Annotated in this window: 26 protein-coding genes, 2 pseudogenes and 1 riboswitch; of the genes and pseudogenes, 10 read left to right on the top strand and 18 right to left on the bottom strand. The window is 68.8% G+C overall.

Translation table 11 applies throughout. The features are described 5' to 3' along the window. Positions 1-31: 31 nt before the first annotated feature. The 3 genes from WIS52_RS25805 to WIS52_RS25795 are packed head-to-tail and all read left to right on the top strand — an operon-like array spanning position 32 to position 2,540. Positions 32-739 (top strand): hypothetical protein, encoded by a 708-nt coding sequence (locus WIS52_RS25805; protein ID WP_349300977.1) that lies wholly within the window; start codon positions 32-34, stop codon positions 737-739. Further along, positions 740-1,240 (top strand): hypothetical protein, encoded by a 501-nt coding sequence (locus tag WIS52_RS25800; RefSeq protein WP_349300976.1) that lies wholly within the window; start codon positions 740-742, stop codon positions 1,238-1,240. A 58-nt stretch (positions 1,241-1,298) separates the two neighbouring features. Continuing rightward, on the top strand, positions 1,299-2,540 hold the full coding sequence (locus WIS52_RS25795; RefSeq protein ID WP_349300975.1) for a glutaminase: 1,242 nt from the start codon (positions 1,299-1,301) through the stop codon (positions 2,538-2,540). 25 nt (positions 2,541-2,565) lie between these two features. Here the strand turns inward: WIS52_RS25795 and WIS52_RS25790 are convergent, their stop codons facing one another. The 8 genes from WIS52_RS25790 to WIS52_RS25755 all read right to left on the bottom strand — a co-directional run bounded on the left by WIS52_RS25790 (position 2,566) and on the right by WIS52_RS25755 (position 8,630). After that, positions 2,566-2,853 (bottom strand): hypothetical protein, encoded by a 288-nt coding sequence (locus tag WIS52_RS25790; RefSeq protein WP_349300974.1) that lies wholly within the window; start codon positions 2,851-2,853, stop codon positions 2,566-2,568. Beyond that, positions 2,850-3,398, bottom strand: coding sequence for a methylated-DNA--[protein]-cysteine S-methyltransferase (locus WIS52_RS25785; RefSeq protein WP_349300973.1), 549 nt, complete (start codon positions 3,396-3,398; stop codon positions 2,850-2,852). Before WIS52_RS25785 ends, WIS52_RS25790 begins: the two co-directional genes overlap by 4 nt. A gap of 37 nt (positions 3,399-3,435) precedes the next feature. Next, on the bottom strand, positions 3,436-4,092 hold the full coding sequence (locus tag WIS52_RS25780; protein WP_349300972.1) for an alpha-ketoglutarate-dependent dioxygenase AlkB: 657 nt from the start codon (positions 4,090-4,092) through the stop codon (positions 3,436-3,438). Between the two features lie 10 nt (positions 4,093-4,102). Beyond that, positions 4,103-4,855, bottom strand: a complete 753-nt coding sequence (locus WIS52_RS25775) for a methylated-DNA--[protein]-cysteine S-methyltransferase (protein WP_349300971.1) — start codon at positions 4,853-4,855, stop codon at positions 4,103-4,105. After that, positions 4,852-5,490, bottom strand: coding sequence for an RNA polymerase sigma factor (locus tag WIS52_RS25770; protein WP_349300970.1), 639 nt, complete (start codon positions 5,488-5,490; stop codon positions 4,852-4,854). Before WIS52_RS25770 ends, WIS52_RS25775 begins: the two co-directional genes overlap by 4 nt. Beyond that, positions 5,456-6,169, bottom strand: a complete 714-nt coding sequence (locus WIS52_RS25765) for a 2OG-Fe(II) oxygenase (protein ID WP_349300969.1) — start codon at positions 6,167-6,169, stop codon at positions 5,456-5,458. Before WIS52_RS25765 ends, WIS52_RS25770 begins: the two co-directional genes overlap by 35 nt. A 279-nt stretch (positions 6,170-6,448) precedes the next feature. After that, positions 6,449-7,822, bottom strand: a complete 1,374-nt coding sequence (locus WIS52_RS25760; protein ID WP_349300968.1) for an aminotransferase class V-fold PLP-dependent enzyme — start codon at positions 7,820-7,822, stop codon at positions 6,449-6,451. Positions 7,823-7,838: 16 nt separating this feature from the next. Further along, a riboswitch (SAM riboswitch) is annotated at positions 7,839-7,953 on the bottom strand. A gap of 35 nt (positions 7,954-7,988) precedes the next feature. After that, positions 7,989-8,630: a response regulator transcription factor gene (locus WIS52_RS25755; RefSeq protein WP_349300967.1), complete on the bottom strand. Its 642-nt coding sequence runs from the start codon at positions 8,628-8,630 to the stop codon at positions 7,989-7,991. A gap of 145 nt (positions 8,631-8,775) precedes the next feature. Between WIS52_RS25755 and WIS52_RS25750 the strand changes: the two genes are divergently transcribed. Then, a complete protein-coding gene (locus WIS52_RS25750) occupies positions 8,776-9,990 on the top strand; it encodes a sensor histidine kinase (protein ID WP_349300966.1) in 1,215 nt (404 codons plus the stop codon). Between the two features lie 69 nt (positions 9,991-10,059). On the opposite strand, the gene WIS52_RS25745 is transcribed toward WIS52_RS25750, so the two are convergent. Next, positions 10,060-10,260 (bottom strand): cold-shock protein, encoded by a 201-nt coding sequence (locus tag WIS52_RS25745; protein WP_349300965.1) that lies wholly within the window; start codon positions 10,258-10,260, stop codon positions 10,060-10,062. Between the two features lie 326 nt (positions 10,261-10,586). On the opposite strand from WIS52_RS25745, the gene WIS52_RS25740 reads away from it, so the two are divergent. Then, positions 10,587-11,813: an AI-2E family transporter gene (locus WIS52_RS25740; protein ID WP_349300964.1), complete on the top strand. Its 1,227-nt coding sequence runs from the start codon at positions 10,587-10,589 to the stop codon at positions 11,811-11,813. An 18-nt stretch (positions 11,814-11,831) separates the two neighbouring features. Then, positions 11,832-12,782, top strand: a complete 951-nt coding sequence (locus tag WIS52_RS25735) for an acyl-CoA desaturase (protein ID WP_349300963.1) — start codon at positions 11,832-11,834, stop codon at positions 12,780-12,782. 16 nt (positions 12,783-12,798) lie between these two features. Here the strand turns inward: WIS52_RS25735 and WIS52_RS25730 are convergent, their stop codons facing one another. The 3 genes and pseudogenes from WIS52_RS25730 to WIS52_RS25720 all read right to left on the bottom strand — a co-directional run bounded on the left by WIS52_RS25730 (position 12,799) and on the right by WIS52_RS25720 (position 15,373). After that, positions 12,799-13,650, bottom strand: coding sequence for a DNA-3-methyladenine glycosylase family protein (locus WIS52_RS25730; RefSeq protein ID WP_349300962.1), 852 nt, complete (start codon positions 13,648-13,650; stop codon positions 12,799-12,801). Between the two features lie 359 nt (positions 13,651-14,009). Continuing rightward, positions 14,010-14,168, bottom strand: coding sequence for a hypothetical protein (locus WIS52_RS25725; protein ID WP_349300961.1), 159 nt, complete (start codon positions 14,166-14,168; stop codon positions 14,010-14,012). Between the two features lie 5 nt (positions 14,169-14,173). Next, a pseudogene (locus tag WIS52_RS25720) lies at positions 14,174-15,373 on the bottom strand (IS701 family transposase). 588 nt (positions 15,374-15,961) lie between these two features. On the opposite strand from WIS52_RS25720, the gene WIS52_RS25715 reads away from it, so the two are divergent. From WIS52_RS25715 to WIS52_RS25700, 4 genes are read left to right on the top strand one after another with little or no spacing between them, the layout of a single operon-like run. Continuing rightward, positions 15,962-17,302: a type IV secretory system conjugative DNA transfer family protein gene (locus WIS52_RS25715; RefSeq protein ID WP_349300960.1), complete on the top strand. Its 1,341-nt coding sequence runs from the start codon at positions 15,962-15,964 to the stop codon at positions 17,300-17,302. After that, positions 17,299-18,453, top strand: a complete 1,155-nt coding sequence (locus WIS52_RS25710; protein WP_349300959.1) for an AAA family ATPase — start codon at positions 17,299-17,301, stop codon at positions 18,451-18,453. Before WIS52_RS25715 ends, WIS52_RS25710 begins: the two co-directional genes overlap by 4 nt. A gap of 21 nt (positions 18,454-18,474) precedes the next feature. Next, the gene (locus WIS52_RS25705; protein ID WP_349300958.1) at positions 18,475-19,425 is read left to right on the top strand and encodes a hypothetical protein; all 951 of its coding nucleotides are present in this window, start codon (positions 18,475-18,477) and stop codon (positions 19,423-19,425) included. Next, positions 19,422-20,258, top strand: a complete 837-nt coding sequence (locus WIS52_RS25700) for a hypothetical protein (protein WP_349300957.1) — start codon at positions 19,422-19,424, stop codon at positions 20,256-20,258. The genes WIS52_RS25705 and WIS52_RS25700 overlap by 4 nt, the downstream gene beginning before the upstream one ends. Positions 20,259-20,909: 651 nt before the next feature. On the opposite strand, the gene WIS52_RS25695 is transcribed toward WIS52_RS25700, so the two are convergent. The 6 genes and pseudogenes from WIS52_RS25695 to WIS52_RS25670 form a co-directional block, all read right to left on the bottom strand. Continuing rightward, the gene (locus WIS52_RS25695; protein WP_349300956.1) at positions 20,910-22,217 is read right to left on the bottom strand and encodes a hypothetical protein; all 1,308 of its coding nucleotides are present in this window, start codon (positions 22,215-22,217) and stop codon (positions 20,910-20,912) included. An 18-nt stretch (positions 22,218-22,235) separates the two neighbouring features. Continuing rightward, positions 22,236-22,814 (bottom strand): DUF262 domain-containing protein, encoded by a 579-nt coding sequence (locus tag WIS52_RS25690; RefSeq protein ID WP_349300955.1) that lies wholly within the window; start codon positions 22,812-22,814, stop codon positions 22,236-22,238. Positions 22,815-22,940: 126 nt separating this feature from the next. Continuing rightward, positions 22,941-23,237 carry a DUF3427 domain-containing protein gene (locus WIS52_RS25685; protein WP_349301115.1) on the bottom strand — a complete coding sequence of 99 codons (297 nt, stop codon included), beginning with the start codon at positions 23,235-23,237 and terminating at the stop codon, positions 22,941-22,943. A gap of 776 nt (positions 23,238-24,013) precedes the next feature. Then, positions 24,014-24,220: pseudogene (locus WIS52_RS25680) on the bottom strand (phospholipase D-like domain-containing protein); the annotation flags it as partial. Between the two features lie 625 nt (positions 24,221-24,845). Then, positions 24,846-25,727, bottom strand: coding sequence for an LLM class flavin-dependent oxidoreductase (locus WIS52_RS25675; protein ID WP_349300954.1), 882 nt, complete (start codon positions 25,725-25,727; stop codon positions 24,846-24,848). 45 nt (positions 25,728-25,772) lie between these two features. Next, positions 25,773-26,021, bottom strand: coding sequence for a hypothetical protein (locus WIS52_RS25670; RefSeq protein WP_349300953.1), 249 nt, complete (start codon positions 26,019-26,021; stop codon positions 25,773-25,775). Positions 26,022-26,058 lie beyond the last annotated feature (37 nt).

Genomic DNA, 26,058 nt, shown 5'->3' with positions numbered 1-26,058 from the left:
GAAGAGCCATGGTTCGACGAGAGGAGCGGCCGTGACCGCCACGGGGGATGAGACCGGTGGCACCGATGCACTGGTGCTCGCGGTCGAGCACCCATCCGGGACGCTGCTGGTGGGCGAGGATTCTGCCGTCGCCGAGTTCGTGGCACGGTGGGCGTCCGAGAGTGAAGTAGCCGCGCGGACCGTTGGCCTGTCCGGATCGGACCGCGCATCGGCCATCGCTCATGCAGCGGCTGCCGGTGCCACCGGCGCGACGACGGCGCAGTTCGTGTGGGCCCTCCGCAGGGTTCCCGCGGGGGGAACGGCGACCCTGCGGTTGTGGGTCACCGACGGAGCGGGACGAATCGTGTCCAATAAGGCCGTCGGTCCTGCGCCGGTCGCGCTCGGTGCGATGGCGCTCGCGATGGCAGTGAAGGCGGCGGCCGAGCGGATCGGCGAAGCTATCGACAGGGTCGAGGGCAAGACCGACGAGCTGCTCCGGCTCGCCGGCGCGGAGCGCACGGGTGACGTCGTCGGCCATCATCGGTTGCTCAGGCGACGGGTCGACCGCGTCGACGAGGGCGGGCAGCTGGGCGATGTGGACTGGTCGACGGTCGCCCATCTGGGCCCGGAGCTCGAAACGAGCGTCGAGAGACTCCGGGAGCACGCGTCACGGCTGGCTCGCGAGCTCCCCACCGGACTCGCCGCTCCGGAGCGAGCTCGCCGGTTGGAACAGGTCGTCCGGGACGGGCGGCTGGGGTAGGTGCTCCGGCTCCTCGTCGTCGCCGAGCAGTCGCTGTACCTGTGGCAGCAGCTGCGCATCGCCCGCGTCAGCAGCGTGGAGCCGGACGTACTCGAGGACGCGGTCGCCGACGCCCACGCCGTTCTCGCCGAGCACCTCGAGGCCGATGGTGCACTCGTGGCCAACCTGCGTCCCGCACTGGACGCCTACGGTGTCCTGAAGCCGACGGAGTTCCACCGCTCACGCAGCGGGCGACGACTCCGCTCGTCGGTCGAGTCGCTCCGGCACGATCTCGACTACTTCGTCACCGCCCGTGGCGTGCAGATCGAAGGGTGGGTGCCGCTCGTCTCGCCGACGGTGCGCGACGCGCTTCGTCACGCGAGGGCCGTCGCGATCGGTGTCGGTGGGACTGTGCTCGACACCGGCCTCGCCGGGGTCAGCCGGGCCGGTGGTGCGGTCCAGGCCACGGCGGACCGGTGGCGGGCCGCGCCGTCCGATGACGAGTCACGGCGGCGCCCGTGACTCCGGCGCAGCGCCGGCGGGGACAGGACAGCACGCCCGGCGGCTCCGGAGGCATCTGATGCGCACCCCCGTCCCCGACTACCTGGCCGAGGTCCTCGACGACGTCGCCGGTGACCGCTCCGGCGCCGTCGCCGACTACATCCCGGACCTCGCCGCCGCCGACCCCGAGGTGCTCGGCGTCGCGGTGACGACCGTCGCCGGGCGCACCCACGTCGCCGGGGACGCCGACGTCGAGTTCTCCATCCAGTCGATCTCCAAGCCGTTCGCCTACGCCGCGGCGCTGGCCGACCGCGGCGTCGAGACGGTGGACGCGACAGTGGGCGTCGAACCGTCGGGCGAAGCCTTCGACGAGCTGTCCCTCGAGGCCGGGACGCGCCGGCCGAAGAACCCGATGATCAACGCCGGGGCGATCGCCGTGCACCACCTGCTGGTGGGGCCGGACGCGACCGGCGCCGACCGGGTCGAGCGGATCGTGGGGCTGCTCTCCGAGCTGGCCGGGCGGCGGCTCACGATCGACGAGTCGGTCTACCGGTCCGAACTGGACACCGCCGACCGGAACCTGGCGATCGCGCACATGCTGCGCAACTACCGCGTGCTCGATCGCCCGGCGGCCGAGGTCGTCGACGGCTACACCCGCCAGTGCGCGGTGCTGGTGACCGTGCGGGACCTGGCGCTGATGGGTGCGACGCTGGCCAACGCGGGCGTCCACCCGGTCACCGGGCGGCGGATGCTGCCCGCCGCCGTGGCCCGCCGGACGCTGTCGGTGATGGCCGGCTGCGGTATGTACGACGGCGCCGGGGACTGGCTGGTCAGGGTCGGGATCCCGGCGAAGAGCGGCGTCGCGGGCGGGCTGCTCGGCGCGCTGCCGGGCCAAGTCGGGCTCGCCGTCGTGTCCCCGCGGCTGGACGCGCACGGCAACAGCGTGCGCGGCGTTCAGGTCTGCGAGCGGCTCTCCCGCGACACCGGCATGCACCTGATGGATGCGGAACCGTACGGCTCGACCGTGCTGCGCGGATCCACTGTGGATGGCGACGCGACCGTCGTCACGCTGCAGGGAGTGGTGCAGTTCTCCGGGGCCGAGGCAGTGCTGGATCATCTGGCCGTGGAGCCCATCGGCACCACGGAGGTGGTGCTCGACCTGACCCGGGTCGACCGGCTGTCCGATGTCGGACGGCGGATGCTGCTGGAGGGTCTCCGGCGGCTCGCCGACGACGGGCACACGGTCGCCGTCGTCGATCCGGACGGGGTGCTCCCGGACCCCGAGCTCGGGGACGGGACGCGGCCGCGCGTACGGACCTGACCGGCGCCGCCGTCGTGGAATCGGCCTACGACGAGAACCGTGGGTGCAGCGTCCGGGATCGACCGTCGTAGCCCTCCAGCCACTCCCGTCCCTGCGACGTCACCCGCACCCGGCCCAGGTCGCCGGCCGCTCCGCCCGCCGGCTCGATGTATCCGAGTTCGCGGACCGAGGCCGCGAACTGGAGGGCGATCGACTCCTGCATCTCGGTGACGGCGCCCGGTCCGAAGACCACGTCCGCCGGTGCGACGTCGTTGTCGCCGTTCAGCACCCGCCGCAGGAACTCGGCGAGCCGAGAGTCGGACTTCGCGCTCATGGGGCGAGGGTAACCGGCCGGTCGGCTCCTGCGTCGAGCGTGAGCTGGCCGCTCTCGAGGGCCAGCAACGCCTTCTTGATCGCGAGCCCACCCGCGTACCCGGTGAGTGCCCCGTCGGCCGCCACGACGCGGTGGCACGGCACGACCACCCCCACCGGATTGCGCGCACACGCACCCCCGGCCCGCCGCGGCCCGTCCTCGGCCAGCCCCGCGGCCCGGGCCACCTCGCCGTAGCTGCGGGTCCGCCCGTAGCCGATCCTGCCGAGCTCGTCGAGCACCCGGCGCTGCTCGGGATCGACCGTGGACAGGTCGACCGGAACCTCGAAGGTCGTGCGCCGGCCGTCCAGGTACTCGTCGAGCTCCGCGACGGCCTGTGTCAGTACCGCGTCCTCGGCGGAGCCGGGCTCCGGCGACGGGCTCTGCGCGGCCCGGGTGGACCGGCCGAACCGCAGCCGGGTGAGCCCGGACGGTGAGGCCGAGAGCGTGACCGGGCCCAGGGTCGTGTCGTGGACGACGGTCGGGCGGTCGTGGGAACTGGTGCTCATGCGGTGCAGAACACCGCGCCGGCCGGGCCGGTTGCGGTCACGCGAGTCCCGAGACCCGAAGCGTGATGTTCAGCCGCCCGGAACCCAGCCCGATGACCGCGGCGTCGTCGTCGGTGTCGGGGAGCACCCGCGGCACGCCGTGGTAGGCCAGCCGGCTCTCCCCGCCGAACACCAGCAGGTCGCCCGAGCGCAGCTCGACGTCGGTCCACGGCCGGCCGCGGTGCTCGCTGTTGCCGAACCGGAACACGCACGGCGCGCCGAGGGAGAGTGAGACGACGGGGTCGGGCGCGCGTTCGTCGGCGTCGCGGTGCAGGCCCATTCGCGCGTCGTCGCCGTAGTGGTTGATCAGCGCGACGTCGGGGGAGTAGTCGACCGGGCGGCCGTAGGCGTCGGCGACCGCGTCCCTACCGAGGTCGCCCAGCCAGGCCGGGAACTCCGCGACGGGGGAGCCGTCCTGGTCGTCGCGGGTGCGGGAGTAGCGGTAGGGGATCCAGTGCCAGCCCAGGCACACGGTGCGCACGCTCATCCGTGCGCCGTTCGGCAGCGCGGCGGCCCGGATCCCGGGTCCCTCGGACGCCCACTCCCGGCAGCGTTCCACGAGAGACTTCTGCCGCCCGACGTCGAGCCAGCCGGGTACGTGCACGGCGCCGGGACCGAGCTCGCGGCGGTCCCGCGGGATCAGCTCGAAGGTCATGCCGTCCTCCTCAGGCCGCGGGCCGGCAGGTGCGGCAGGGCCGGTAGCCGGCGCGACGGGCGTCGTCGAGGGTGGTGAAGCCGTGCCGGTGCGCGCGCGTGATGCGGCGGGCGTCGCGGCAGGTCGGGAAGCAGACGATCCCGGTGGTGTCGCTGGCGAGATAGTGCACCCCCGCCCGGGCGAGCGAGCCGAGCTCGGCGAGGTCGGCGCCCTCGCCGGCGAGCAGCTCCGCCTTGCGGTCGGGCCCGTACATGTAGGCACCGAGCGCCCCGTCCGAGCGGATCACCCGGTGGCAGGGCACGAGCAGCGGCAGCGGATTGCGCGCCAGCACCGTGCCGACGGCGCGGACCGCGGCCGGGTGCCCGGCCTCGCGGGCGACCCAGGCGTACGGGCGGACCTGCCCGGCCGGGATCCGCCCGGTCGCGGCCAGCACGTCGCGCGCGAACGCGGACCCGGCCCCGAGGTCGAGGTCGGGACGGGCTCCGGCGCGTCCCAGCAACGACGGCGCGACGCCGGCGGGCAGCCGTCCGGCGTGGCGCAGCGGCCGGGCGAACCGGCGCCGGTACTCGGCGGTGAACGCGTCGTCGTCCACGTCCGCGCGGACGAACTGGACGCCGTCGGCGGTGACGGCGACGCGGACGTCGCCGAGCCGGCTGGACGCGGTCGTCCACCGGGTGAACACCCGGTCGTCGAGCCCGGCCGGGGCCGTCGTGCCGAGACCGGCCAGTGCGGTCAGCAGCGGGTCGGACGAGGTGGTGGTCATCGGGTTCTCCCTTCGTCGACGACGGACCGCAGCCGGGCGAGGCCGCGGGAGATGTGGGACTTCGCGGTGCCCTCCCGGCAGCCGAGGACGTGCGCGACCTCGGAGGTGGGCAGTCCCTCGACGTGCCGCAGCACGACGGCGGTCCGCTGCACCTCCGAGAGCTCGGCGAGCGCGGTGCCGAGCGCGCGTCGCAGCTCGGAGCGCTCGGCCTGCTCCGCCGGACCGGGGTCGGCGCTCGGGTCGTCGGACACCGCGGGGTCGAGACCCGGTGGCGGGGCGGGGCGTCGGCCGGCGTCGCGGGCCCGGTTGCGCGCGGTGTTGCGCAGGATCGCGAGCAGCCACGGCCGCACCCGCAACGCCTCGATCCGCGTGACCGGGTAGCCGCACAGCGCCCGGTAGGCGCGCAGCAGGGCGTCCGCGGCGAGGTCCTCGGCGTCGGCCGGGGTGCGGACGGAGCTACGTGCCACCGAGAACAGCAGGTCCCGGTGGGTGCCGACGAGCTCGGCGAACCCGGCGTCGAGGTCCGCCGCGAGCAGGCCGGCGAGCTCGTCGTCGCTCGTACTCAGCGGGACCGGCCTCCTCAGCGCCGTCGGAGAGGATTCAGCGCGCGTTGTGGAAGATGATGCCGAGAACATGCCGGTTCCCGCTGTGTACGGCGCTGACCCCGTGCCGCATCTGGACGCGGTGGTCACCCCGGGTGCCGCGACGCGGGCGGTTGCGCACCGGGAAGATCACGGCCTGGCCCTGCCCGGGGCGCAGCACGATCGGGCGGGACTGCTGGCGCGGCCGCTGCTCGACGAACACGCTCTCGCCGCCGGTGAAGTCGACGTCCGGGCGGGACAGCATCACCAGGAACTGCAGCGGGAACGTCAGGTCCCCGTAGACGTCCTGGTGCAGGCAGTTGTAGCCGGACTCGCCGTAGCGCAGCACCAGCGGCGTCGGTTTCGTCTGTCCCTGCTCGGCGCAGGCGGCCAGCAGGCCGTCGAGCGTGTCGGGCCAGGTGTCCTCGCCGAGACGGGTCGCCCAGTCGTTCGCGATCCGGGCGAGCGGTGGGTACAGCTCGGTGCGCAGGGTCTGGACCAGCTCGGGCAGCGGGTCGGTGAAGTACCGGTAGCTGCCCTCGCCGAACGAGTGCCGGGCCATCTGGACGGTGGAGCGGAAGCGGTCGTGCTCGTCGAACATCGCGGTGATCTCGTCGCACCTGTGCGGTTCGAGCAGCGGCGGGGTGAGGGCGACGCCGTCGGTGTTCAGGCGGTCGGACAGCCGGGGCCAGTCGAGTGTGTCCAGATCAAGGGCGGCGGTGGTGGTGGTCATCGGGTACCTCCGAGCTCACGACGTGCTGTGCCCACCCCAACCCCACGTCCGACGATCCGGTTGCGGCTCGATCGGCCCCTGCACCATCGAGGCGCCCCGAGAACTGCGCCGCGCCGGCGACGCGTTCCGGGCGGAGATCCCCGACGAGATACGCCTCAGCGGGATTTGTTGATCTCTGAGGCCCGCTGAGACGTATCTCGGCGGAGATTCGTCCGGTGTGGGCGGGTCCGCGGTAGCCGTGTCCACCGCATCCCGCGCCTGCAAGGGGAGTGAGCCCGCTCAGCCCCCGCAGCCGGGCGGGAGCGGTGCGTCCGAGCCGCTCCGCGTCCCCGCGAACGGGTCGAGCGGCCGCGGGTCCGGCGTCGGCGCCCACCGCCCGTCGACGATCGCGTACGTCCACTGCGGACCCCGCCGTGCCAGCGCGTGCAGCGCGCTCACCAACCGGTCCACGTCGGACTCGCGGGTGCGCAGCCCGAGCGAGGCCCGGACCGCGTCGGCGCCGCCGTTGAGCCGCTCCAGCAGCGGGTGGGCGCAGAACCGGCCGTCGCGCACGCCGATCCCGTGCTCGGCCGACAGCGCGGCCGCGACCAGCCCGGGCGGCAGGTCGCCGAGGGTGAAGCTGACGGTCGCGGTGCGGTCGACGGGGGAGTCGAACAGCGACAGCACCCGCAGACCGGGCACCCCGGCGAGCTCGTCGCGCAGCCGGTCGCCGAGGTCCCGCTCGTGCGCCGGCACCGCGTCATCGATGATCGGCTCCAACGCGCGGCAGGCCGCGGCGAGCGCAGCCGCGCCCAGGACGTTCGGGGTGCCGCCCTCGTGCCGCTGCGGTGCGGGCAGCCACTCGGCCGAGGTCGAGTCGCCGTCGACGGTGACCGACCGGACGGCGCCGCCGCCGGCCTGGTGCGGGGTGGCCGCGTCCAGCCAGTCCCGGCGCCCGACGAGTACGCCGGCGCCGTAGGGCGCGTAGATCTTGTGCCCGGACAGCACCAGGTAGTCCGCGCCCCAGCCGGCCAGGTCGAGGCGGCGGTGCGGGGCGAGCTGGGCGGCGTCCACGCAGACCCGGGCGCCGGCGGCGTGCGAGATCGCGACGATCTCGGCCACGGGGAGGATCTCGCCAGTCACGTTGGACGCCCCGGTGACCGCGACCAGCGCCGCGTCGGGGCGGGCGGCGAGTTCGGCGCGCAGCGCGTCGAGGGTGTCGGCGACGGTCCGTCCGGCCCGCACGACCCGGTGCCCGCCGTGCCGCCAGGCCAGCAGCGTCGCGTGGTGCTCGAGGTCGAGGGTGACGACCGGGCCGGGCACGGCGCGGGCCAGCACGCCGAGCGCGTCGGTGGTGTTGCGGGTGAACACCACGCAGTCGTCCGCGCGGGCCCGGACGAACCGGCCGACGTCGGCGCGGGCGTTCTCCAGCAACGACGTGCAGACCCGCGAGGTGTAGCCGGCGCCGCGGTGCACGCTGCCGAGATAGGGCAGCACCTCGGCGACGTGCGCGGCGACCGCGTCGAGCGCGGGGGTGGAGGCGGCCGAGTCGAGGTCGCAGTACCGGACCGACCGGCCGTCGACCAGCGGGACGCGCAGCTCGTCGCCGACGACGCGCGGCAGGGTGTCGGTCGCGGTGACGAGGGAAGGAACGGGCAGCAGTGCAGCGGTCATGAACCGGCCTCCGGGGAGTCCACGCTTACCGGTCGCGGGTGTCGCGCCGGTCAGGTCCTCACCCGGGGCACCCCACCGTGGTGGAGGGTTGCCGGCCAGCAAGCCGGGGCTACGCGCTGGCACTCATGACCTTCGGGCGGGACGCTAGCACGGACCTGCCGGAGACTCACAACCCCGCTTCGACGGCGAGCAGGCCGGCCTGGGTGCGGTTGGTGCAGTCCAGCTTGACCAGCATCCGGGAGACGTAGGTCTTCACCGTCGCCTCGGACAGGTGCAGCGCCGTGCCGACGTCGGCGTTGCTCATGCCACGGCCGAGGCACCGCAGGACCTCGACCTCCCGATCGGTGAGCCCGGTGATCCGCTCCCGCGCCCTCGCCGACCGGTCGAGGTGCCCGGTGGAGGCGTGCACCAGGCGGCGGGCGGCCTCGGGGGAGAGCACCGTGTGCCCGTCGGCGGCCACCCGGACGAGCCCGACCAGGTCCTGCGGCGGTGTGGTCTTGACCAGGAACCCGGCCGCGCCGAGCTGCAGCGCGCGCAGCACGTACTCGTCGGCGTCGAAGGTGGTCAGGGCGACGACCGGGGGCGCGCTCACCATCGCCGCGATCCGTTCGATCGCGGTGAGCCCGTCGACGCCGGGCATGCGCAGGTCCGTGAGGACGAGATCGGGCCGCTCGCGCAGCACCACCTCGACGGCCTCGGCGCCGTCGTGCGCGCTGCCGACCACGGTGATGTCGTCGGCCTGTTCGAGGATGGTCGTGAGGTGGGCGCAGACCATCGGCTCGTCGTCGACCAGCACCAGCCGGATCATGTGACGCAGTATCGCAGCGAGGCCCGCGACCGATGGCGACGTTCCCTGTCGACTTACGGTGATCCCCCCGGAGCCCGCCGGGCGGCGAGGGTGCAGGTGACGCGGGCCGGAGCGGTCCGATCGGTCCGAGGGGAGGCTGGTGTTCGTGACGACCGGAACGACCGACGACGCCGTATCGTCGCGGCGCGAGCCACGGCTGTGGGTCCTCGTGGCCGGGAGCGTCGTGTTCGCCGTCTCGGACATCGGGGTGTACCTGGCCGGTCCGCCCACCGACGGGGTGCTGGGCCCCTGGGCCGGACTGGTCCTGCCGCTGCTGGTCAGCCTGTCGTTGCCGCTGCTGCGGGTCGTCCCGGCCGCGGTCGTCGCCCTCACGGTCGCCGCGTCGCTGGCCATCGCCTGGTCGGAGGCCTTCGCACCCGGCCTGCTCGTGCCGGTCGATCCGGCCAGCCCGATGTCGTTCCCCCGGGCGGCTCCCGCGGTGGTCATCTACCTGGTGCTGGCGTGGCGGCCACGGATCGCCTACCCCGTCGTCGCGCTGCTGACCGTGCTCGCCGCGCGGCTCTGGGCCCCGGCCTGGGACGTGACCCCGTTCGGACTGCTCGGCACGCTGCTGCCCGCGGTCGCCGCCCTGTGGCTCGACTCGCGCGCCCGCCTGGAGCGGTCGTTGCGCGACCGGGCGGAGCGCGCCGAGCGCGAGCAGGTGCTGATCGCCGGCAAGGTCCGCGCCGAGGAGCGACGACGGCTGGCGGCCGAGATGCACGACGTCGTCACCCACCGGATCAGCGGCATGGTGCTGCAGGCCTCGGCGCTGAGCGCGAGCACGCGCGACGAGGCGGTGCGACGAGCCGCCGAGGGCGTGCGGGAGTCCGGTACGCGGGCGCTGCAGGAGCTCCGCGACCTGATCGGGGTGCTGCACTCCGACGGCAGCCCGCGCCCGGCGGCGCGGGACTCCGTCGGCCCGCCCGGCGAGATCGCCGACCTGGTCCGGGACACGACCGGCCTCGGCGCGGTACGGCTCGACGTCGACGGCGACCCGGCCGGGATCAGCCCGACGGTCGCCCGGACCGCCTACCGGATCGTCCAGGAGTCGCTGACCAACGTCGGCAAGCACGCGCCGGGTGCCGACGTCACGGTCACCGTCCACTACGGAACCGGCGCGGTCCGGGTCGGCGTCGGGAGCTCGGCCGGGCAGCGGCCGCCGGAGCCGGCGCTCGTCGCGAGCGGGTCGGGGCGCGGACTGCGCGGGCTGGAGCAGCGGGTGGCGCTGATCGGCGGGACGATCGCGCACCGGTCCGTCGACGGGGGTGGATTCGCGGTCGAGGCGACCCTGCCTGCGTACGTCCCGACCGGCAGGGCGTGAGTCCCGGAAACACGACGGCTCCCCCGCAGAGTTGCGGGGGAGCCGTCGCGGATCAGCGGTGAAGCGTGATCAGACCTGGACGGTCGAGGCCTGCGGGCCCTTCGGGCCCTGCGTGACCTCGAACGACACCTTCTGGTTCTCGGTGAGCTCGCGGTAGCCGCTGCTCTCGATGGCCGAGTAGTGGACGAAGACGTCGGCGCTGCCGTCGTCGGGCGCGATGAAGCCGAAGCCCTTCTCGGAGTTGAACCACTTCACGGTGCCAGTCGTCATGCATGTCTCCTGATGGTCGAGCACTGAACGGGATGGCCACGTGGTGTGGCGGCCCGGGTCACGGTGTGGGACCCAGACGGGCAGCCATCTCCGGCTGAACCAAAGGAAAGCGAATCCGCCCGCATCGTTCATCCGGCGAGCGTGTGTCACACACGAAAGTCAGAACTACGGTGACCGACAGTCACGCTACACGTCGACCGGCAACCCTGGCACACCGCCCCTGTTTCCCGGTGTGATCGGGGCCTGTCGGGGAACTCTGCACCGATCGGACCGTGGGACCGGCGCTGCTCGCACCGGGCCCGGCACGGACCGACGGAGGAGCAGCCATGCCGGTCCCGAAACCGACCCGTGAACAGGTCATCGAACAGGGCGCGTCCGGCCTCGCGCGGTGGAGCGCCCGCTTCCTGCTGATCGCCGCGGCACTCGCGGTCATCGGGCTGGTGGTCGGGCAGCTCTGGTCGATCATCCTGCCCGTGCTGCTCGGGCTGCTGATCGCCAGCGTGTTCGAGCCGCTGGTGACGTGGCTGCGTGCCCACCGCTGGCCGAGCATCCTGGCGACGACGGCGGTGTTCCTCCTCGCGCTGGTCGTCCTGGCCGGGGTCATCGCCGGGATCGTGCCGGCCGTCGCGACCCAGGGTCCGCAACTCGCGAGCGGCGCGACCGGGGGCATCCAGCAGATCCAGGCCTGGCTGGCGGGCCCGCCGTTCAACCTCGGGGCGACCCAGATCGGTCAGGCGGTGCAGCAGGCGACCGAGCGGTTGGAGCAGAACGCGGCCTCGATCGTCGACGGCGTGGTCACCGGCCTGTCCGCGGTGACCTCGGGGATGGTCACGCTCGTCGTCGCGGTCGTCATCGCGTTCCTGTTCGTCAAGGACGGTCCCCGGTTCCTGCCGTGGCTGTCCCGGGCGTCGGGTCCGTCGGCCGGGGAGCACCTCATTGCCGTCGGTGGCCGTGCCTGGTCCCGGCTCGGTGGGTTCATCCGCTTCCAGGCCCTGATCGGGTTCATGGACGCGGTCCTCATCGGCATCGGCCTCGCGGTGCTCGGCGTGCCGCTCGCCCTGCCGCTCGCGGTGCTGATCTTCTTCGGCGCGTTCGTGCCCATCGTGGGGGCGCTGGTCACCGGTGCGCTCGCCGTGCTCGTCGCGCTGGTCGCGCAGAACCTCACGACGGCGCTCATCGTGCTCGCGCTGATCCTCGTCGTGCAGCAGCTCGAGGGCAACGTGCTCAGCCCGATGATCCAGGGCAAGGGACTGGGGCTGAACTCGGCGATCGTCATCCTCGCCGTCACCGCCGGAGCGAGCCTGTTCGGCGTGGCCGGCGCGTTCCTCGCCGTGCCGGTGGTGGCGGTCGTGGCCGACGTGCTGCGCTACATCGGGGAGGACATCGACCGCAGGACCGGGTTCGTCGACGCCACCGTGGCGGACCCGGAGGAGGATCCCGCCGTCGTCGACGAGCAGGCTCCGGACGAGGGCGAACCCGCCGCCGTCGAGGAGCGCAACGGTGCAACCCCACGTCGGACAGGGGGGTCTGCCGGACTGCCACGGCCGCACTGACCCGCTGTGCTGGGGCCCATGACCACGCTCGACGCCGTCCCGCCGCCTGCGCGGAGCGGGCCCGCTCCCCTCACCGACGGCAAGCGCCCCGCCGGCGCGTCCTTCGTGCTCGGGTTGTTCGTGGTCCTGCCGACGCTCGCGCTGGTCGCGGCGGTACCGCTGGCATGGGGATGGGGCCTGGGCTGGCTCGACATCGCGCTGGCGGTCGCCTTCTACTACGTGAGCTGCCTCGGTGTCACGGTGGGCTTCCACCGCTACTTCACCCACGGTTCGTTCAAGGCCACGCGCCCGCTGCGGATCGCGCTGGCGGTCGCGGGCAGCCTGGCGCTGCAGGGCAGCGTCGTGAACTGGGTCGGGGAGCACCGCCGGCACCACGCCTTCTCCGACAAGGAGGGTGACCCGCACTCGCCGTGGCTCTACGGCACCGGGCCCAAGGCTCTGGTCAAGGGCTTCTGGCACGCCCACCTCGGCTGGATGTTCGGGCGCGACATGACCAACATGAACCGGTTCGCCCCGGACCTGCTCGACGACGCCGACATCCGCCGGGTCGACCGGGCGTTCCCGCTGATCGTCGTCGTCAGCCTGCTCGGTCCGGCGCTGATCGGCGGCCTGGTCACGATGTCCCTCTGGGGCGCGTTCACCGCGTTCTTCTGGGCCGGGTTCGTCCGGGTCGCGGTGCTGCACCACGTCACCTGGTCGATCAACTCGATCTGCCACATCTGGGGCGAGCGCCCGTTCGCCGCCCGGGACCGGTCCGCGAACGTGTGGTGGCTGGCGGTGCTGTCGTGCGGCGAGTCGTGGCACAACCTGCACCACGCCGACCCGACCTGCGCCCGGCACGGTGTGAAGAAGGGCCAGATCGACATCTCGGCCGTGGTCATCCGTGGCTTCGAGAAGCTGGGCTGGGCGACGAACGTCCGCTGGCCCACCACCCGGCGCCTGGAGAAGCTGGCCGCGCCGCGCGGATAGCCCTGATCCGCGGCGGTCAGGTCTCGCGCGTCCGCTCCTCACCCAGGGCCCGCAGGTGCACTGCCGCCCAGGTCCGCAACGGCCGCCACCCCTCGGCGACGTCGACGGGGTCGGCATCCGGCCCGTACCGTTCGGCGATCTCGGCCGTGAGCCGACGCTCGTGCCGGGGCAGGACGTCCGGGGCGTTGGCCCCGCGCAGCACGACGAGCTCCGCGGCGAACGGCCCGAGTCCGAGGATCTCCCGGACGCGCCCGATCGCCTCGTCGGGACCGATCGCGCGCAGCGCGGCCCCGTCGAGGACGCCGTCCAGCGCGGCGTCGGCGACCGCGCGCAGGTACTCCGGCTTGCGCCCCGGGAGGTTCAGGTCGGCGCCCCGCAGGACGTCCGGGGTCGGGAACGCCCCGTCCTCGCCGTACCGCTCGGCCAACGACGCGCGCAGCGCCGCGGCGTGGGTGATCCTGGTCCGCTGGGACAGGACGGACCACGCGGCGGCCTCGTAGGGGGAGTGGAAGCCACAGGGGCGTAGTCCGGGCAGCCGCCGCTGGGCGTCGGCCATCACCGGATCCCGCCGGGCGACGCCGGGCCACTCCCGCCCGTCGACGTCGAGGGCGAGGAACCGGGCGACCTGCTCCACGGCACGGTCCAGGTCACCGTCGCCGCGCACCTCGACGGCGGCGCGGTCGCCGTCCTGGGCGACCCGGGCCTCGGCGACGGTCCAGTCGTGCTCGGACCGGAACACGGTGCGCAGCTCGTCGGTCCCGGGCGCGGCCGGGAGTGCGGCGGGCGAGAACCCCTCCCAGAAATGACGGCTGGTGGCCAGCGACCACGGGCCGGCGACGCGGTGCTCGACCCGGTGTTCGGGGGTCACCGCGCGCACAGGGCGGCCGGACCGGCACAGCGCACGACCATGGCCGCCTCCGCGTTCCTGCCGGCGCGGGTGGCCGGCCCGGGCTCAGCGTGCTCCGGACGTGAGGGCGCGTCCACCTTCTCGACCCGGCACCGGCGCGTTCCTCCATCCGGGCAGTTCCCCGCGCAGCCCGTGTCGGACGGCCCGCCGGAGTCAAGTCCGGAGTCGTCGCACCCCGCGACGGTCCACGAGAGGAGAAGCGGGATGACCACGACCCTGGGCGGCGTGCGCGCCGTCGTGACCGGCGGCGGCCGCGGCATCGGGCGGGCCGAGGCGATCACGCTCGCGGAGGGGGCGCTTAGTACTGCAACGGCAGTTGATCAGTCCGGTGGTCGTTCGCCGCGTCTGCGGTAGTGGCAGTCGCGGGCCTGTTGCTGGCGTTCGCGGCGCCAGTGCGACCAGTGCATGACGTGGTCGATGCAGACGAGCGGGGTGAAGGCGAGCGCGGCGAGGAGGCGGCGGATCTCGTTGGTCGACAACCGGATCAGCGTGCGGCGGCCGGTTGTGGATCCCCCTTTTCGGCCTCGCGGCGGTGTTCGGTGGCGCGGGTGACGGCGAGGTAGGCGGCGGCGAGCATCGCGAGGGTGATGTGGGCGTGCCAGGCGCGAAAGGCGCGGACCTGGTACTGGTCGAGCCCGGCTTCGTTCTTCGCGGTCTGGAAGCACTCCTCGATCGCCCACCGCGCCCCGGCCACCTGGACCAGCTCCCGCAGCGGGGTGTTCGCGGGGGCGGCGCAGCGGTAGAACGCCAGATCACGGACGGTCTTGCCCTCAGCGGGCTCGGTCTGGCGGCGGACCAGCAGCCAGTGCCCCCACCCGGCCGGCAGTCCTGCGGTGTCGACAGTGACGGCGGTCCAGTCATAGATCCGTTCGCCGTGCGCGCCGGGACCGATCGCGCGTCGTTCCCCACCGTCGTTCCCGGTGTCGGGGTCGCGTGCTCCGGCGATCGTGGCGAGGATCTTCGCGGGGCGGCGGGTGCGGTCGAGGCTGGTCAGTATGTCGTCGTTGCGGGTGGCGAGCACGTAGGGGATCTCCCACTCAGCCAGCTGGTCACGGAAACCGGGATTCTGCCCGTAGGCCTCGTCCGCGGTTACCCACGAGTCGCGCGTGAGCGCCCCGGCAGTGTGGGCGCGGGCCAGCATCGCCGTCCCCAGCTGGGGTTTCGTCGCGAACTCGATGTCGTCGGGGACATCGGCACGGGTGCAGCGTTCGCGGTCCTCGGTCTACGAGGTCGGCAGTTAGAGTTCCCTGTCGATCAGTGCTCGCCCCTTGGTCGAGGCGTAGGCGAGGAACACTCCGAGCTGACAGTTGTCGATCTTCCCGCTGGTGCCGGTGTACTGGCGTTGCACCCCGGCCGAGCCCACGCCCTTCTTGATGAACCCGGTCTCGTCCACGATGAACACCCCGGATGCGGTGTCGCCGAGCTTGTCGATCACCTAGCCACGCAGATCGTCACGGACGCCGTCGACAACCCAGTCCGCGGTGCGCAGCAGCCGCTGCATCCCGTCCGGCGACACCGCCCCGGCATGCTCGGCCAACGTCCACCCGTTCTTGCGCTCCAGGCCCGCGAGCAGGCCCCGCAGGTAGGTACCGACCCGCCGACGCGGCTCGACCCTGCGGAAACGGCCAGCGATCAGCTCCACCACCGCGTCCAACGAGGCCACCCACCCGGCAAGATCAACCACGCGGTGATCATCACCGCCGAACGCCCGTCAGCCTCTCACGACACGCCGAACTGCCGTTGCAGTACTAGGCAGGCAACCGCGCTGCAAGCCTCTGCCAGCAGAGGCGCGGTCATGTCGATCGCGAGCAGTTCCAGGTTATCGACTCACAGCGGCACCGTCATCGCGTGCACCTTCCGTATCGTGCAGGCGTCTCCTGACAGTTGTCGACGCGGGCATCGTCAGTTGTCGATGTGTGCATTGTCGATTGCCGCAGGCCGAGCAGCTCTGGGGGCCTGGGGCGGTCTCGGGGGAACCCATCCGGTCGCGGATTCGTGTGTCTGAAACTCAGAGTCATGTAACGACTACCCGCGCAGCAGCGAGTACGAGCTAACAGTCGTTGACGACTGATTGATGAGTTTGATGGAGGAGTGGGATGAATCGACCCTGCGTGACGCGGAACACTAGCGCTCGAGCGGCATGTGTAGGCATACGCGTTGGCATCTAAAGCGAGAAGGTGAGGCTGCTTCACAGCCCATTTTTGCAGACAACGTTAATCCCCTTGGGTAATTGATCGAACGCAACTGTAGCTCTCGTTCTTGCCCTAGGAATATGGCTCAGTTGAGTATCCGGTTAGGTGGCATCGTGGCGTTAGATGAGTGGAATTCACTCAGGTACCTTGGATACGGCGAGCCGCGAGTCACTCTCGGGCGGCTCCGTGAAACACGATTTGCGGCTCAGGCGCTACGACCTGTACTCGTCTTGGGGCCACAGAGAAGCCGAAAGACGACCGGCGTGGTGATCCCGACGCTATTGGACTGGCCAGGGCCAGCCATCGTTACCTCAGTTCGGACAGATGTTATCGATGCGAGCGCTAAGCATCGCGGTCGATTCGGCGATATTACTGTGTTTGAGCCGTCGGGCGGTCTAATCCACGACCGTCGCACTACCGGCTGGGACCCTTTGGGCGATTGCCGCACGTGGGATGACGCACTCCGAACGGCGCGGTGGCTGACGGAGGCGTCATTCGCTGGCGACGGCATAGTGAGTGGAGATTTCTGGGCCAGTAAAGCAGTAAGCCTACTGGCGCCGCTATTGTACTCGGCTGCGCTTGGGAACCGCGATATGCGGTCGGTCATATCTTGGATTCGCACTCAGAATACGGAGGACGTGTACAGCATCCTGGAAGGCTTGGACGCTCCCCAAGCGGTAGACAGCCTAAGGTCGGTAGCTGAAAGTGAGTACCGAGTGCGGGACAGCATATACGCAGTTCTGAATCAAATCACAGCTGTTTACGACTACTCCAATGTGATGAAGAAGACGGTCACTGGAGACTTCGACATCGAGCGGTTCTTTAATGGCCGAAACAACACGCTCTACATGTGCGCTCCCCCTGATGAGCAGGAAGAGTTCGCGCCATTATTCACGTCGCTGGTGAGAAGGGTTCTTCGCGAAGCCTACCGGCGGGACGCCCAGGGTCTGACGAATACCAGAAGTCCTCTTCTTGTTCTGCTCGATGAGGCCGGCAACATTGCACCGCTCGCGAATCTCGACACACTCGCCACAACAGCTGCAGGAACGGGGATTCAGCTCGTATCAGTATTTCACGATATATCCCAAATGTCCACTATCTATGGCGAGACAAAAGCTCGAACGATCGCCAATAATCACTCCGCGCTCTTACTGCTCCCAGGAAATCGCGACACGTTAACTAGCGAGATGCTGACAAGTCTGATTGGGACAGAAGCCGCTCAGGGATGGCGTGATCCAGTGACAGGACGGCCTGGCCCAACAACAGGTAGCCCGTTTCGTCGACTCACTCCCGGGACCGCGCTGTGCATTTACGAACACCTCAGTCCCCTGATCCTCACCCTTCGCTCCTCGTCGCATGATAATGATCTGCGCCGTCTATCGGCCGCAAGTCGAACTGTCACGAGTAACGAGTCGGCATGAAGTGGCGTCGAGGGTTCGAGAATAGCCATAAGGAAGCTGAGAAAATGACGGTTGCCGATCTGGTAGACCAGCGATCACGCTCAGGCGACAGTGAAGCAGGAGCAGAAGCAGGATCGGAAGGGGGCGTTGGCCGGCTTAGTGAAATCATGACCGCGATTGACAGCCCTACAGACGCCCGGTCTATCCGGCAGGCGCTCGATGCAGTGGTCGTCGGCCAGGCAGATGCTAAGAACGCCATCAGTGTCCTGTTATCGGCTCATCTCAGTGTTGATGACAGGGTGGGAAACGTTGGTTCACCTAACGCACTTCTTATCGGGCCGACAGGAGTTGGCAAGACTCATACTGTGCACACGGCCGCTGATTTTCTTGGCCTTCCTTACGTGAATGTGGACAGCACCGCTCTGGTTCCATCTAGCGCACAAGACGGAATGACGATTGAGAAAGTGCTCGTAGAGCTGCTCATCTCCGCAGAGACGATTCTCGCCGAACGAAATATGTTCGCCGAAATCTCCGCCGTCGAACTTGCAAGTAGAGGCCTCATCTTCTTGGATGAGTTCGATAAGCTTCGTGTAGACCGAGAGAGTGACTGGAATCTTCGACTCCAGCGCCGTCTCCTCCGTCTGATGGAAGGCTCGTTCACCGCTATTCCTGAAGCACGCGGCGAAACGATCGATACGTCGAAGATCAGCTTTCTTGCTAGTGGGACCTTTGAGGGGGTCCGAGATCCAATCGTCGTTTCCCAGCGTCCGGCACATCTAAATAGCACCCTACGTGAGCAGGAGAAAGTGGTCTCTGTTGATTTGGTCAACTACGGCTTCCTCCCAGAGCTTATAGCAAGATTGCCAGTTCTGGTGGCATTCGACTCACTTAGTAGCCGAGACCTGGTTGGCGTTCTAGATAATCCTCGTGTTGATCCCACTCAATTGTGGAGTAGTTATTTTCGAAGTATTGGCAAAGACCTTCTAATTGAGACGGAAGCGAAGATTCTAATTGCCGAACAGGCCGAGAAGCTGAATATGGGCGCAAGAGGTTTGCAACAGGTAATCTTTCCGATGCTGGCTCGGTTATCTCTTGATCACGAAGATGGCGATCAGGCAACGGTCATCGTTACACGAGAACTCTGTAAGGCACAGCTTCGGAAGGGCTGGTAAGCGATGAGCGATATTCACGAGGTGGACGTTGCCGACGTCCGTGATCTGGAATGGAAGAAATTTTCAGAGCCTGGAATATTCAACTCTGTTCGCAACATCGCCAAGTTTCGGCTAGTTGTGAAGCTCGGGTATACAGGCCGCTGGCAGGAGAATAAGGATGAAGCCCGCAAGATCTCGCAAAAGCTATACTACCATCTTCTTAGGACGCTGCATGCGTGCGGATTTCACCAACCAGAGGATCTAGAAGTTCTTCATGGAGAAGGCAAGTTCCGAATTTCCTACGCCGACCCTGAGTACGGGTTCATCATTACCGTAACCGAGACCGGCTGGGTTGAAGTCGAGCGAGATGGATCATCGCTGGAAAGGTTCCATGAGTGGTATGTAAGTCTCATGCCAGCAATGCAGAATGTCTTGAATACAATTCGCTCGTGTATTCGCGAAGAGCTCGGTGAGTCCGCTGGTCTTAGGCGTGCCGACTCTGATGAGCTGGAGTCGATTGCTATGCAGCAAGCGCATTATGAGTTCCAGATAATCGGCTATCGATTCCGCCGCGCAAATTCCCGCGAGAGCTCTGTAAACTCCGAGCTGATGAAGCGCGCATTCGTACTTCTCCCTGACGCGCATGGTCGGTTGGCTCCTTCCGGAGACCAAGATCCGAAAGCATTCGGTCGAATTAGTTACATGGTCAATCGGTGGGTTGGGCCGGAAGAGGCGAAACGACGCGAGAATTATCAGGTGTCGGCCCCCAGTAATAACGAATGGTCGAGCTTGTGGTTTACATTCACGTATATCGGAGACTCGTTCGTTAGCCCGGAAGGGGTGCGCAGCCCGTTTAGCGAGAAGGACTTCGTTAGCCCGAAAGGCGCGGTGGTGCCGTACGTGGACTTCTTTCGCGATCGCGCTATCCGGGGTTTTGTCGCTACCTTGACTGATGGATATGAGTTTGTTACGACGCCGGATATCTTGCCGTGACGCCCGGATTCGGTGAGTGGGTCGAGTCTGTTTCCGCAATTGCAGCATTCGCCGCTGCGTTCGTGGGATGGATGGCGGCGAGGGCTGCTAGAGATGCTGCCAGGGCTGGGAACAGTCAAGCGATAGCAGCTCAAGCTCAAGTGCGTTTGGCCCAGAAGTCAGCTGACAATGCGCTGATTACGGCCCGTGAGAGCATCAGGGCGAGACTCGATGATCGTGGTCCAGTCCTGGTCTCGGTGCTCAATGAGCCAACTGAAGAGCCATTTTTGTTGGCTCGATCCGATACGCTCGATCCGTTCGGAGAGCAATCACTACGGCGCCGACGTAGTTTTGCTCGAATCAGTAGATCAGATGCTGGCGATTATGTTATTGCAATATTTGGACGCGGTGTCGTCAAGAACGAGGGTCGGCTGAGTGCGGTTGTAGTCGGGGGTAGCTCATCGGTCACCTTTGATGCGGGTCTAGGCGATCGGCGCCCTTTTCGTCGACCTATGGAGAATGGCGAAGGCGACGGCCAATTTGCTCCGCTATCAGGGGTCGTGATCGAGCCCGGAGAGTCGTTACCGTTCGATTGGGTGGTGGCGAAACCAGGTGGCGATTGGGTTCTGGAGCCAGGAACGACGGGCAGCGGCGACGCAATCGAGATCGTCGCCGAAACAATCGGGTACCCAGTCGTTTCAGATCGCATCCAGCATCGGGTTGTGCTAGATCCTGTCACGCAGGATCCTGAAACCAGAGACTGGAAGATTTCCGCGTATTGGTTGTCCGGGGCAAAGCTGAGTGGAGCGCAGGTGAGACGAGAATATCGGGGATTTGAATTCTTGAACGAATGAGCGACATGGCTCGAGAAGTCGACGCAAAATGAAGGGGACTACCCAAGACTTCAGTTGACTCCTGACCTGTGAGGACGAGCACCTCACAGGAAGGATCGTCATCGTGCCCAAGCCGTTCCCGGCCGAGTTCCGCCGCGACGTCGCCGCAGCCCGCCAGAGCAGGTCACGTCGTCGATCGCGGTTGGCAAGATCCCAGCGGACCGCGTTCGGGGTGGGGCCGGACCAGAAGAGGCGAGTGGGCAAGTCGAGGAGCCCGCTCAGGGGTCCGGCGAGTTCGTCGATCGAGTCGGGCACGGCGACATCGCGGACCCAACCGGGACGCCGTGATGCCGCGCTGTTCATGCGTTCATCGTGCCTCACCAACGTTGCTCGCGCTCACGGTCGCACCGGCCCGACGACCAGGGTGCGGTCGTCACGGATCTCGCCGAGAGAGACCGTCGTTCCGTTGACGAGGTCGACTCGCCAGAACTTCCAACCCTGTGGCGTCCGGGCCGCGTCATCGGGCAGGCGATACGAGTCCTCGTCGATCCACAACCGACCTGCGTGGTCCACTCGAGCCTCGTGGCGCTCATCGCGGTGGATGCCGTGTACGACGGTGCCAGCCGGTAGCCGTCCCGTGGCGACCAGACCTGCGAGTGGTGTGCGGCGCGATCAGGCAGGCGGCCCCGGAGTAGGGAGATGGGGTGTGGATCTGCCTCCGGATTCGGTCGCGTCGGCGGGGGGCGGGGTCAGCCCGAGTCGTCGATGGCTCCACACCCGACCAGCAAGTGCGCGGTAGAGACGCCCACGCTGCTCGACGACTTCCCGGATGTCCTCGTCCGCTTTGAATGCCCGGAGAACGCCATCGAGTTCATGGGACGAGCGAAACCTGCGAAGCGATGGGTTATTGCGGTGGAGATGAGGTGACAGGGCGGCGAGTAGCGTATTGCGGCTGCGATACCATTCAATCTTATCCGCGTAGGCCAAGTCTCTGATGCTGGGGTTGTCCGAATCTTTGAGAAGGCCGAGCCCGCCGATCCGGTTGCGGACAGCACGGAATTCGCGAGGAACTAAATTCGGGCGCCGTCCGGGGTGGTCGGCGAATAGATGTTCGCTATGCCACGGGTCATCGGAACTCAGGTACTGGTCGATCGCGTCCTTGTGGCCCATCTCGATCTCTGTGTATGCCGTGAGCCGGGCCAGGATGTAGCGGAACTGCGAGCGGTTGTCGCCGCGCAGGCCGAAATTCGGGAGGCCATCGAAGCTGTCCGGGGGTACGAGTGCGCCCAGTTTTGAGGAGAGAGCTGTGGGTGTCGGACACCTTCTAACGAGCGGGATCAGGCCGTGTATCTCGGCGTTCAGATCGTCTTGCCGAGTCGACTCGTCGTTGACAGTCCGGTGTACGACGAGTAGGTCGACGAAATTCGCGGCGATTCGCGCCTTCTCGTCGATGGTTGATGTCAGATCTCCGGAGCAGATCGTCGCCAGGATCAGCGCCATCTGTGCGGTGGCCCCGTTGACGTGATTGTAGTAGAGGGAGCTGGCGCCGTTCATCTCGTATGGCTGCTTTGTGGCGGCAGTGAGCTTTCCCAATACTCGGCCGAGGTCGATCAAGTTGCTGACGAAGGCCTGGTAGGGCTCACCCTCCTGGGTGAGACCGAGGGTCTTCAGGTTCCGGCGAGCCCAGATGTGCGGAGCGTTGATGATCTCCTGGACGTCAGACCCTGAGGCGATATCCGCATGCTGGCTGATGAGATAGGCGCGTAGAAACTCCTTGGGTGCGTCCGCGTCACCGCGCTGGCGGGTGACCTCGGCGATCATTGCCCGCCATGACGCGTTCAGCTCCTGCTGTCCGTCTTTCGCACGGGAGAGCAAGAAGCTCTTCATGAGGTCGACTGACGTCAACCGAGCACCGCGATCGTTCATCGACTCGAAGATGCGAAACCCGCTGTCGCGATCGGACGCCTCGATTCCGACCATCACGACATCGTCGAGTAGTCAGTCCACGAAGGGGTCCAGCTGGTCGGAATCAAACTGCTGCGACAGGTCTCCAGCGATCTGCTGACTGCGGGCCCACAGGTTCTGCAAGCTCAACGAGGCGCCTAGTGGCACCTCGTAATGGTGGTCGTCCAGCAAGGCCTCCATCGCCTGTTGTCGTTCATCGAGCTCCAAGCGGAACCGAGGGCGATCTCTGTGGTAGCCGGCGACGACTGCTCCCGTCAGCCTGCGTTCGATCTTCTTCGACGCCGAATCAGGGAGTGCGCGAAGCAGGTGGAGAAAGATTAGGTGCAGAGTGGTGAAGCGTTGCTTGCCGTCGGCAAGGAATCGCTTGTCTCCCGGCTCGTCCGTGTACACGAAGGGGCCGAGAAAGTGCTGGGTTAATTGCTGCGACCACCAGCGGGCTTTGCGTGCTCCGTCCGCGCGTTTGAACTCCTCGACAAGGTCGTGGAGCAGGGTCTGTACTTCGTCCGGACCCCACTCGTACTCCCGTTGGTAGTACTCGATGGCGTAGGTGGTCTTGCCCAGGAACAGAGTTTCGAGTGTGAACGTCCGCCCGGTGATTCCGCTGCTCACCATCGCCCCCACCCGGTCGCCACCGGCCAATCTTGTCCACGGTGACTCGGTTCTACCAGGTGCGGGGCGTGGCGTGGCAACGACGACAGAACGAGTTCAGCTCGCCGGCGGTCCAGGCGCCGCGAGAATTCACGACGCCACCACGCTCGCGGCCCGGAAGGTCTCCCCGGGCATCGCCCGCCGCAGCTTCCAGGTGATCGCGATCGGCTTGCTGCCCTCGTGCGACACGTAGTCACACGCCCCCAGGCAGAGGAACGGCGCGCCGTCCCCGATGTCGTCCTTCGGCGCGGCCCGCACGAACAGCACCACGTGACTGCCCTGATCCCGGTGCGTGAGGTACCGACGCCCGGTCCCCGACTCCGGGGAGGTGGCGTTCTGCGACTCCCAGTGGAACAGGGCGTGCTGCAGCGCGAAGTCGCGGTACATGGTCGTGGGGGAGAAGTCGCGCTCGGTCTTGTGAGGTTGACGAACAGCGCGTCGACCCGCGTCTCCGGCGCCCAGACCACACCGCCGGCGTGGCCGGCCGCCTTGCGCTCCAGCGACGCCCAGTCCAGCCCGGCGAGGACCTCCTCGCGCCGGTAGTGGGCGTGGCTGCGCAGCGGCACGTGCTGCAGCCCTTCACCGAGCGGGCGCGGCAGGTGCCGGGCCTGGTCGAGGGTGTACGCGGTGAGCTCGCGGATCTCGGCGCACACCGCGGGGTGGCGCCGCAGGTGCTCGATCCCGGCCTGGTAGCCGGCGAACCCGCCGCGGTCGGGCCAGAGCTGGAAGAACAGCATCCGGGCCAGCCGCTGCTCCCGATCGATCAGCTGCGCGTAGCCGGGGCCGGACGGGTCGGCGACGCGGGCGTAGACCTCGGCCCGCTCGGGGTCGTCGACGTGGGTCAGGGTCGCCGCCCGACGCAGCAGCGCGGTCTCGTCCGGGCCGGCGTCGGGCACGGTGAACCCGGCGTCGCGCCGCACGGCCGTCCACGACCCCTTGCTGCGGTACACATCGGACAGCTCGGCGCCGGACTCCCGCAGGTAGGGCCGCACCTCGAGCCCGGTGAGTGGGGTGTCGTCGTCCCGCTGCCGGCCGAGCGCGTCGGCGAGTCGCTGCGAGTCCGCGGGGACGGCCGGGTCGTAGGGGACAAAGTCGGGCGCGGCCCAGTAGGTGTCGAACGTGGACGTGAACTTGCGGATCAGGTCCGGGGTGGCGACCGAGGACAGCCGGACGTTCCACTCCAGCCCGTCGACGAGCGCGGAGCGGGACAGGTTCGAGCTGCCGACGAAGGCGGTGTCGAATCCGGAGTCCCGGCGGAACAGCCACGCCTTGGCGTGCAGCCGGGTCGTCGCACTCGCGTAGCTGATCTTCATGCGGGCGCCGTGCCGCCGGACGAGCTCGTCGACGGCGCGCTGCTCGGTGGCGCCCATGTACGTCGTGGTGATCACCCGGAACGGGACGCCGCGCTCGTGCAGCACGTCGAGCTCGCGTTCCAGCAGCCGGATGCCGTGCCAGCGGATGAAGGCGCACAGCAGGTCGACGTGGTCGGCGCTGGACAGCTCGGAGGCCAGCGCGCTGTGCAGCTTCGGCTCGCCCGCCGCGTTGGTGAACAGCGCGGCGTCGGACAGCGGCGTGATCGGGTGCCGGACCTCGTGCACGCCCGGCGCGACCTCGCGGGTGAGCGCGATGAGCTGCGCGAGGTCGTCGTGCAGGCGTTCGTCGTGCTCGACGAGGCCGAGCAGCCGGTTGACCAGGTCGAGCCGCTGCTCCGTGTCACGCCCGGCCAGCGCCTGTTCGACGACGGCGGCGACGTGCCGGGACAGCACCCTCGGCTGGGTCGCGCCCTCGACCCCGTCCCAGCGCGGGGTCAGCTCGGTGACCTGCGCCAGGGCGGCGTCGAGTCGTGCGGTGCGCAGGCGCTCGTGGGGCACCCGCACGCAGTGGTTCGGACACGCGTCCCCGTCCCGTCGTCGATCACGATCGGGTGCAGCATGCCGGGAGGGTCGGACAGTTCGGGCGTATCGCGGCAAAGCCGTCGGCGGGCCGGCGTGTCCGTCAGAGCTCCGCGACGACCTGCTCGGCGAACCGCAGCACCGGCTCCGTCGACGTCGGGTGCCCGAAGTCCATCACCGCGTGGTGGATGCCGCGCTCCGGCAGCCCCGCGAGCTCGTCGAGCAATGCGGCGGAGTCGGCGTCGGTCTCCGGCAGCGGGCGCTCCAGCGTGATCGCGACCTCGATCGCCGCGGGATCGCGGCCGGCCCGCTCGGCCGAGTCGTGCACGATCCCGAGCCGTCGCGTCCAGTCCTCGGCCGACCCGACCCGTGCCGCGTGCCAGATGTCCGCGACCCGCCCGACCAGCGGCAGCCCGAACTTCTCCCCGGCCGAGCCGATGCACACCGGCGGGACGGGGTCGGGCAGCGGCGGTGCGTCCGCTCCGTCGATCTGGAAGTAGGTCCCGGAGAACGTCGGCTCCGCCTGTGTCCACATGAGCCGGCAGATCTGGACGAGCTCCTCGAGCTGCGCCATCCGCACGGGCGTCGACGGGAACGGGTAGCCGTAGGCGGCGTACTCCTCGGCCCGCCACCCGGCACCGATGCCGAGGATGAAGCGGCCGCCGCTGAGGTGCTGCAGCGTGGCGGCCATCTTCGCGGTGAGCGCGGGCGGGCGGTACCCGTGGCCGAGCACGTGGTGGCACAGCATGACGTTCTCGTGCCGGGCGGCGAGCCAGGTCAGCGTCGTCCAGGCCTCGAGGAACGGGTCCTGCTTCCGGTCGAAGCCGTAGAAGTGGTCGGCCAGCCAGAGCGAGTCGAAGTGCGGCAGCGCCGTCGGGAGGATGTGCCGGTCCTGGTACGCGGCGATCGGCTGGTGGTCGCTGCCCGCGTTCCCGATCGCGGGGGAGAGCCAGCCGAGCTTCAGGGAGCGGGGCGAAGGACGCATGGTCGCGAACCCTATGCAGCCCGATCTCCCGACGCACCCGGACCGCTACGAGCGGCCCTTGTCCTCGGGCAGCTCCGCGTAGGTCCGCTTCACCTCGCGGTACCAGCCACGGCCCGCGATCGGGTGCCGCCAGCGCCCCTTCATCTCCTTGCGCGCCGCCTCGTGGTTGGTGTCGCCGGCCCGGACCACGTCACGCAGGTGCTTGTCCTGGGCCTTGATGACGTCGTCGGCGGTCTCACCGTGGAGGGCGTGGTCGCACGGGCCACCCAGCTGCCGGCAGGTCATGGTCTTCATCCGAGCTCCTCCGCTGTCCCGGCGCCCGTCAGGGCGT

The organism is Pseudonocardia nematodicida, from assembly GCF_040105385.1.
Taxonomy (GTDB): domain Bacteria; phylum Actinomycetota; class Actinomycetes; order Mycobacteriales; family Pseudonocardiaceae; genus Pseudonocardia; species Pseudonocardia nematodicida.
The sequence above is the reverse complement of the archived record's forward strand: the minus strand, read 5'-3'. Positions and strand labels throughout refer to the sequence as shown.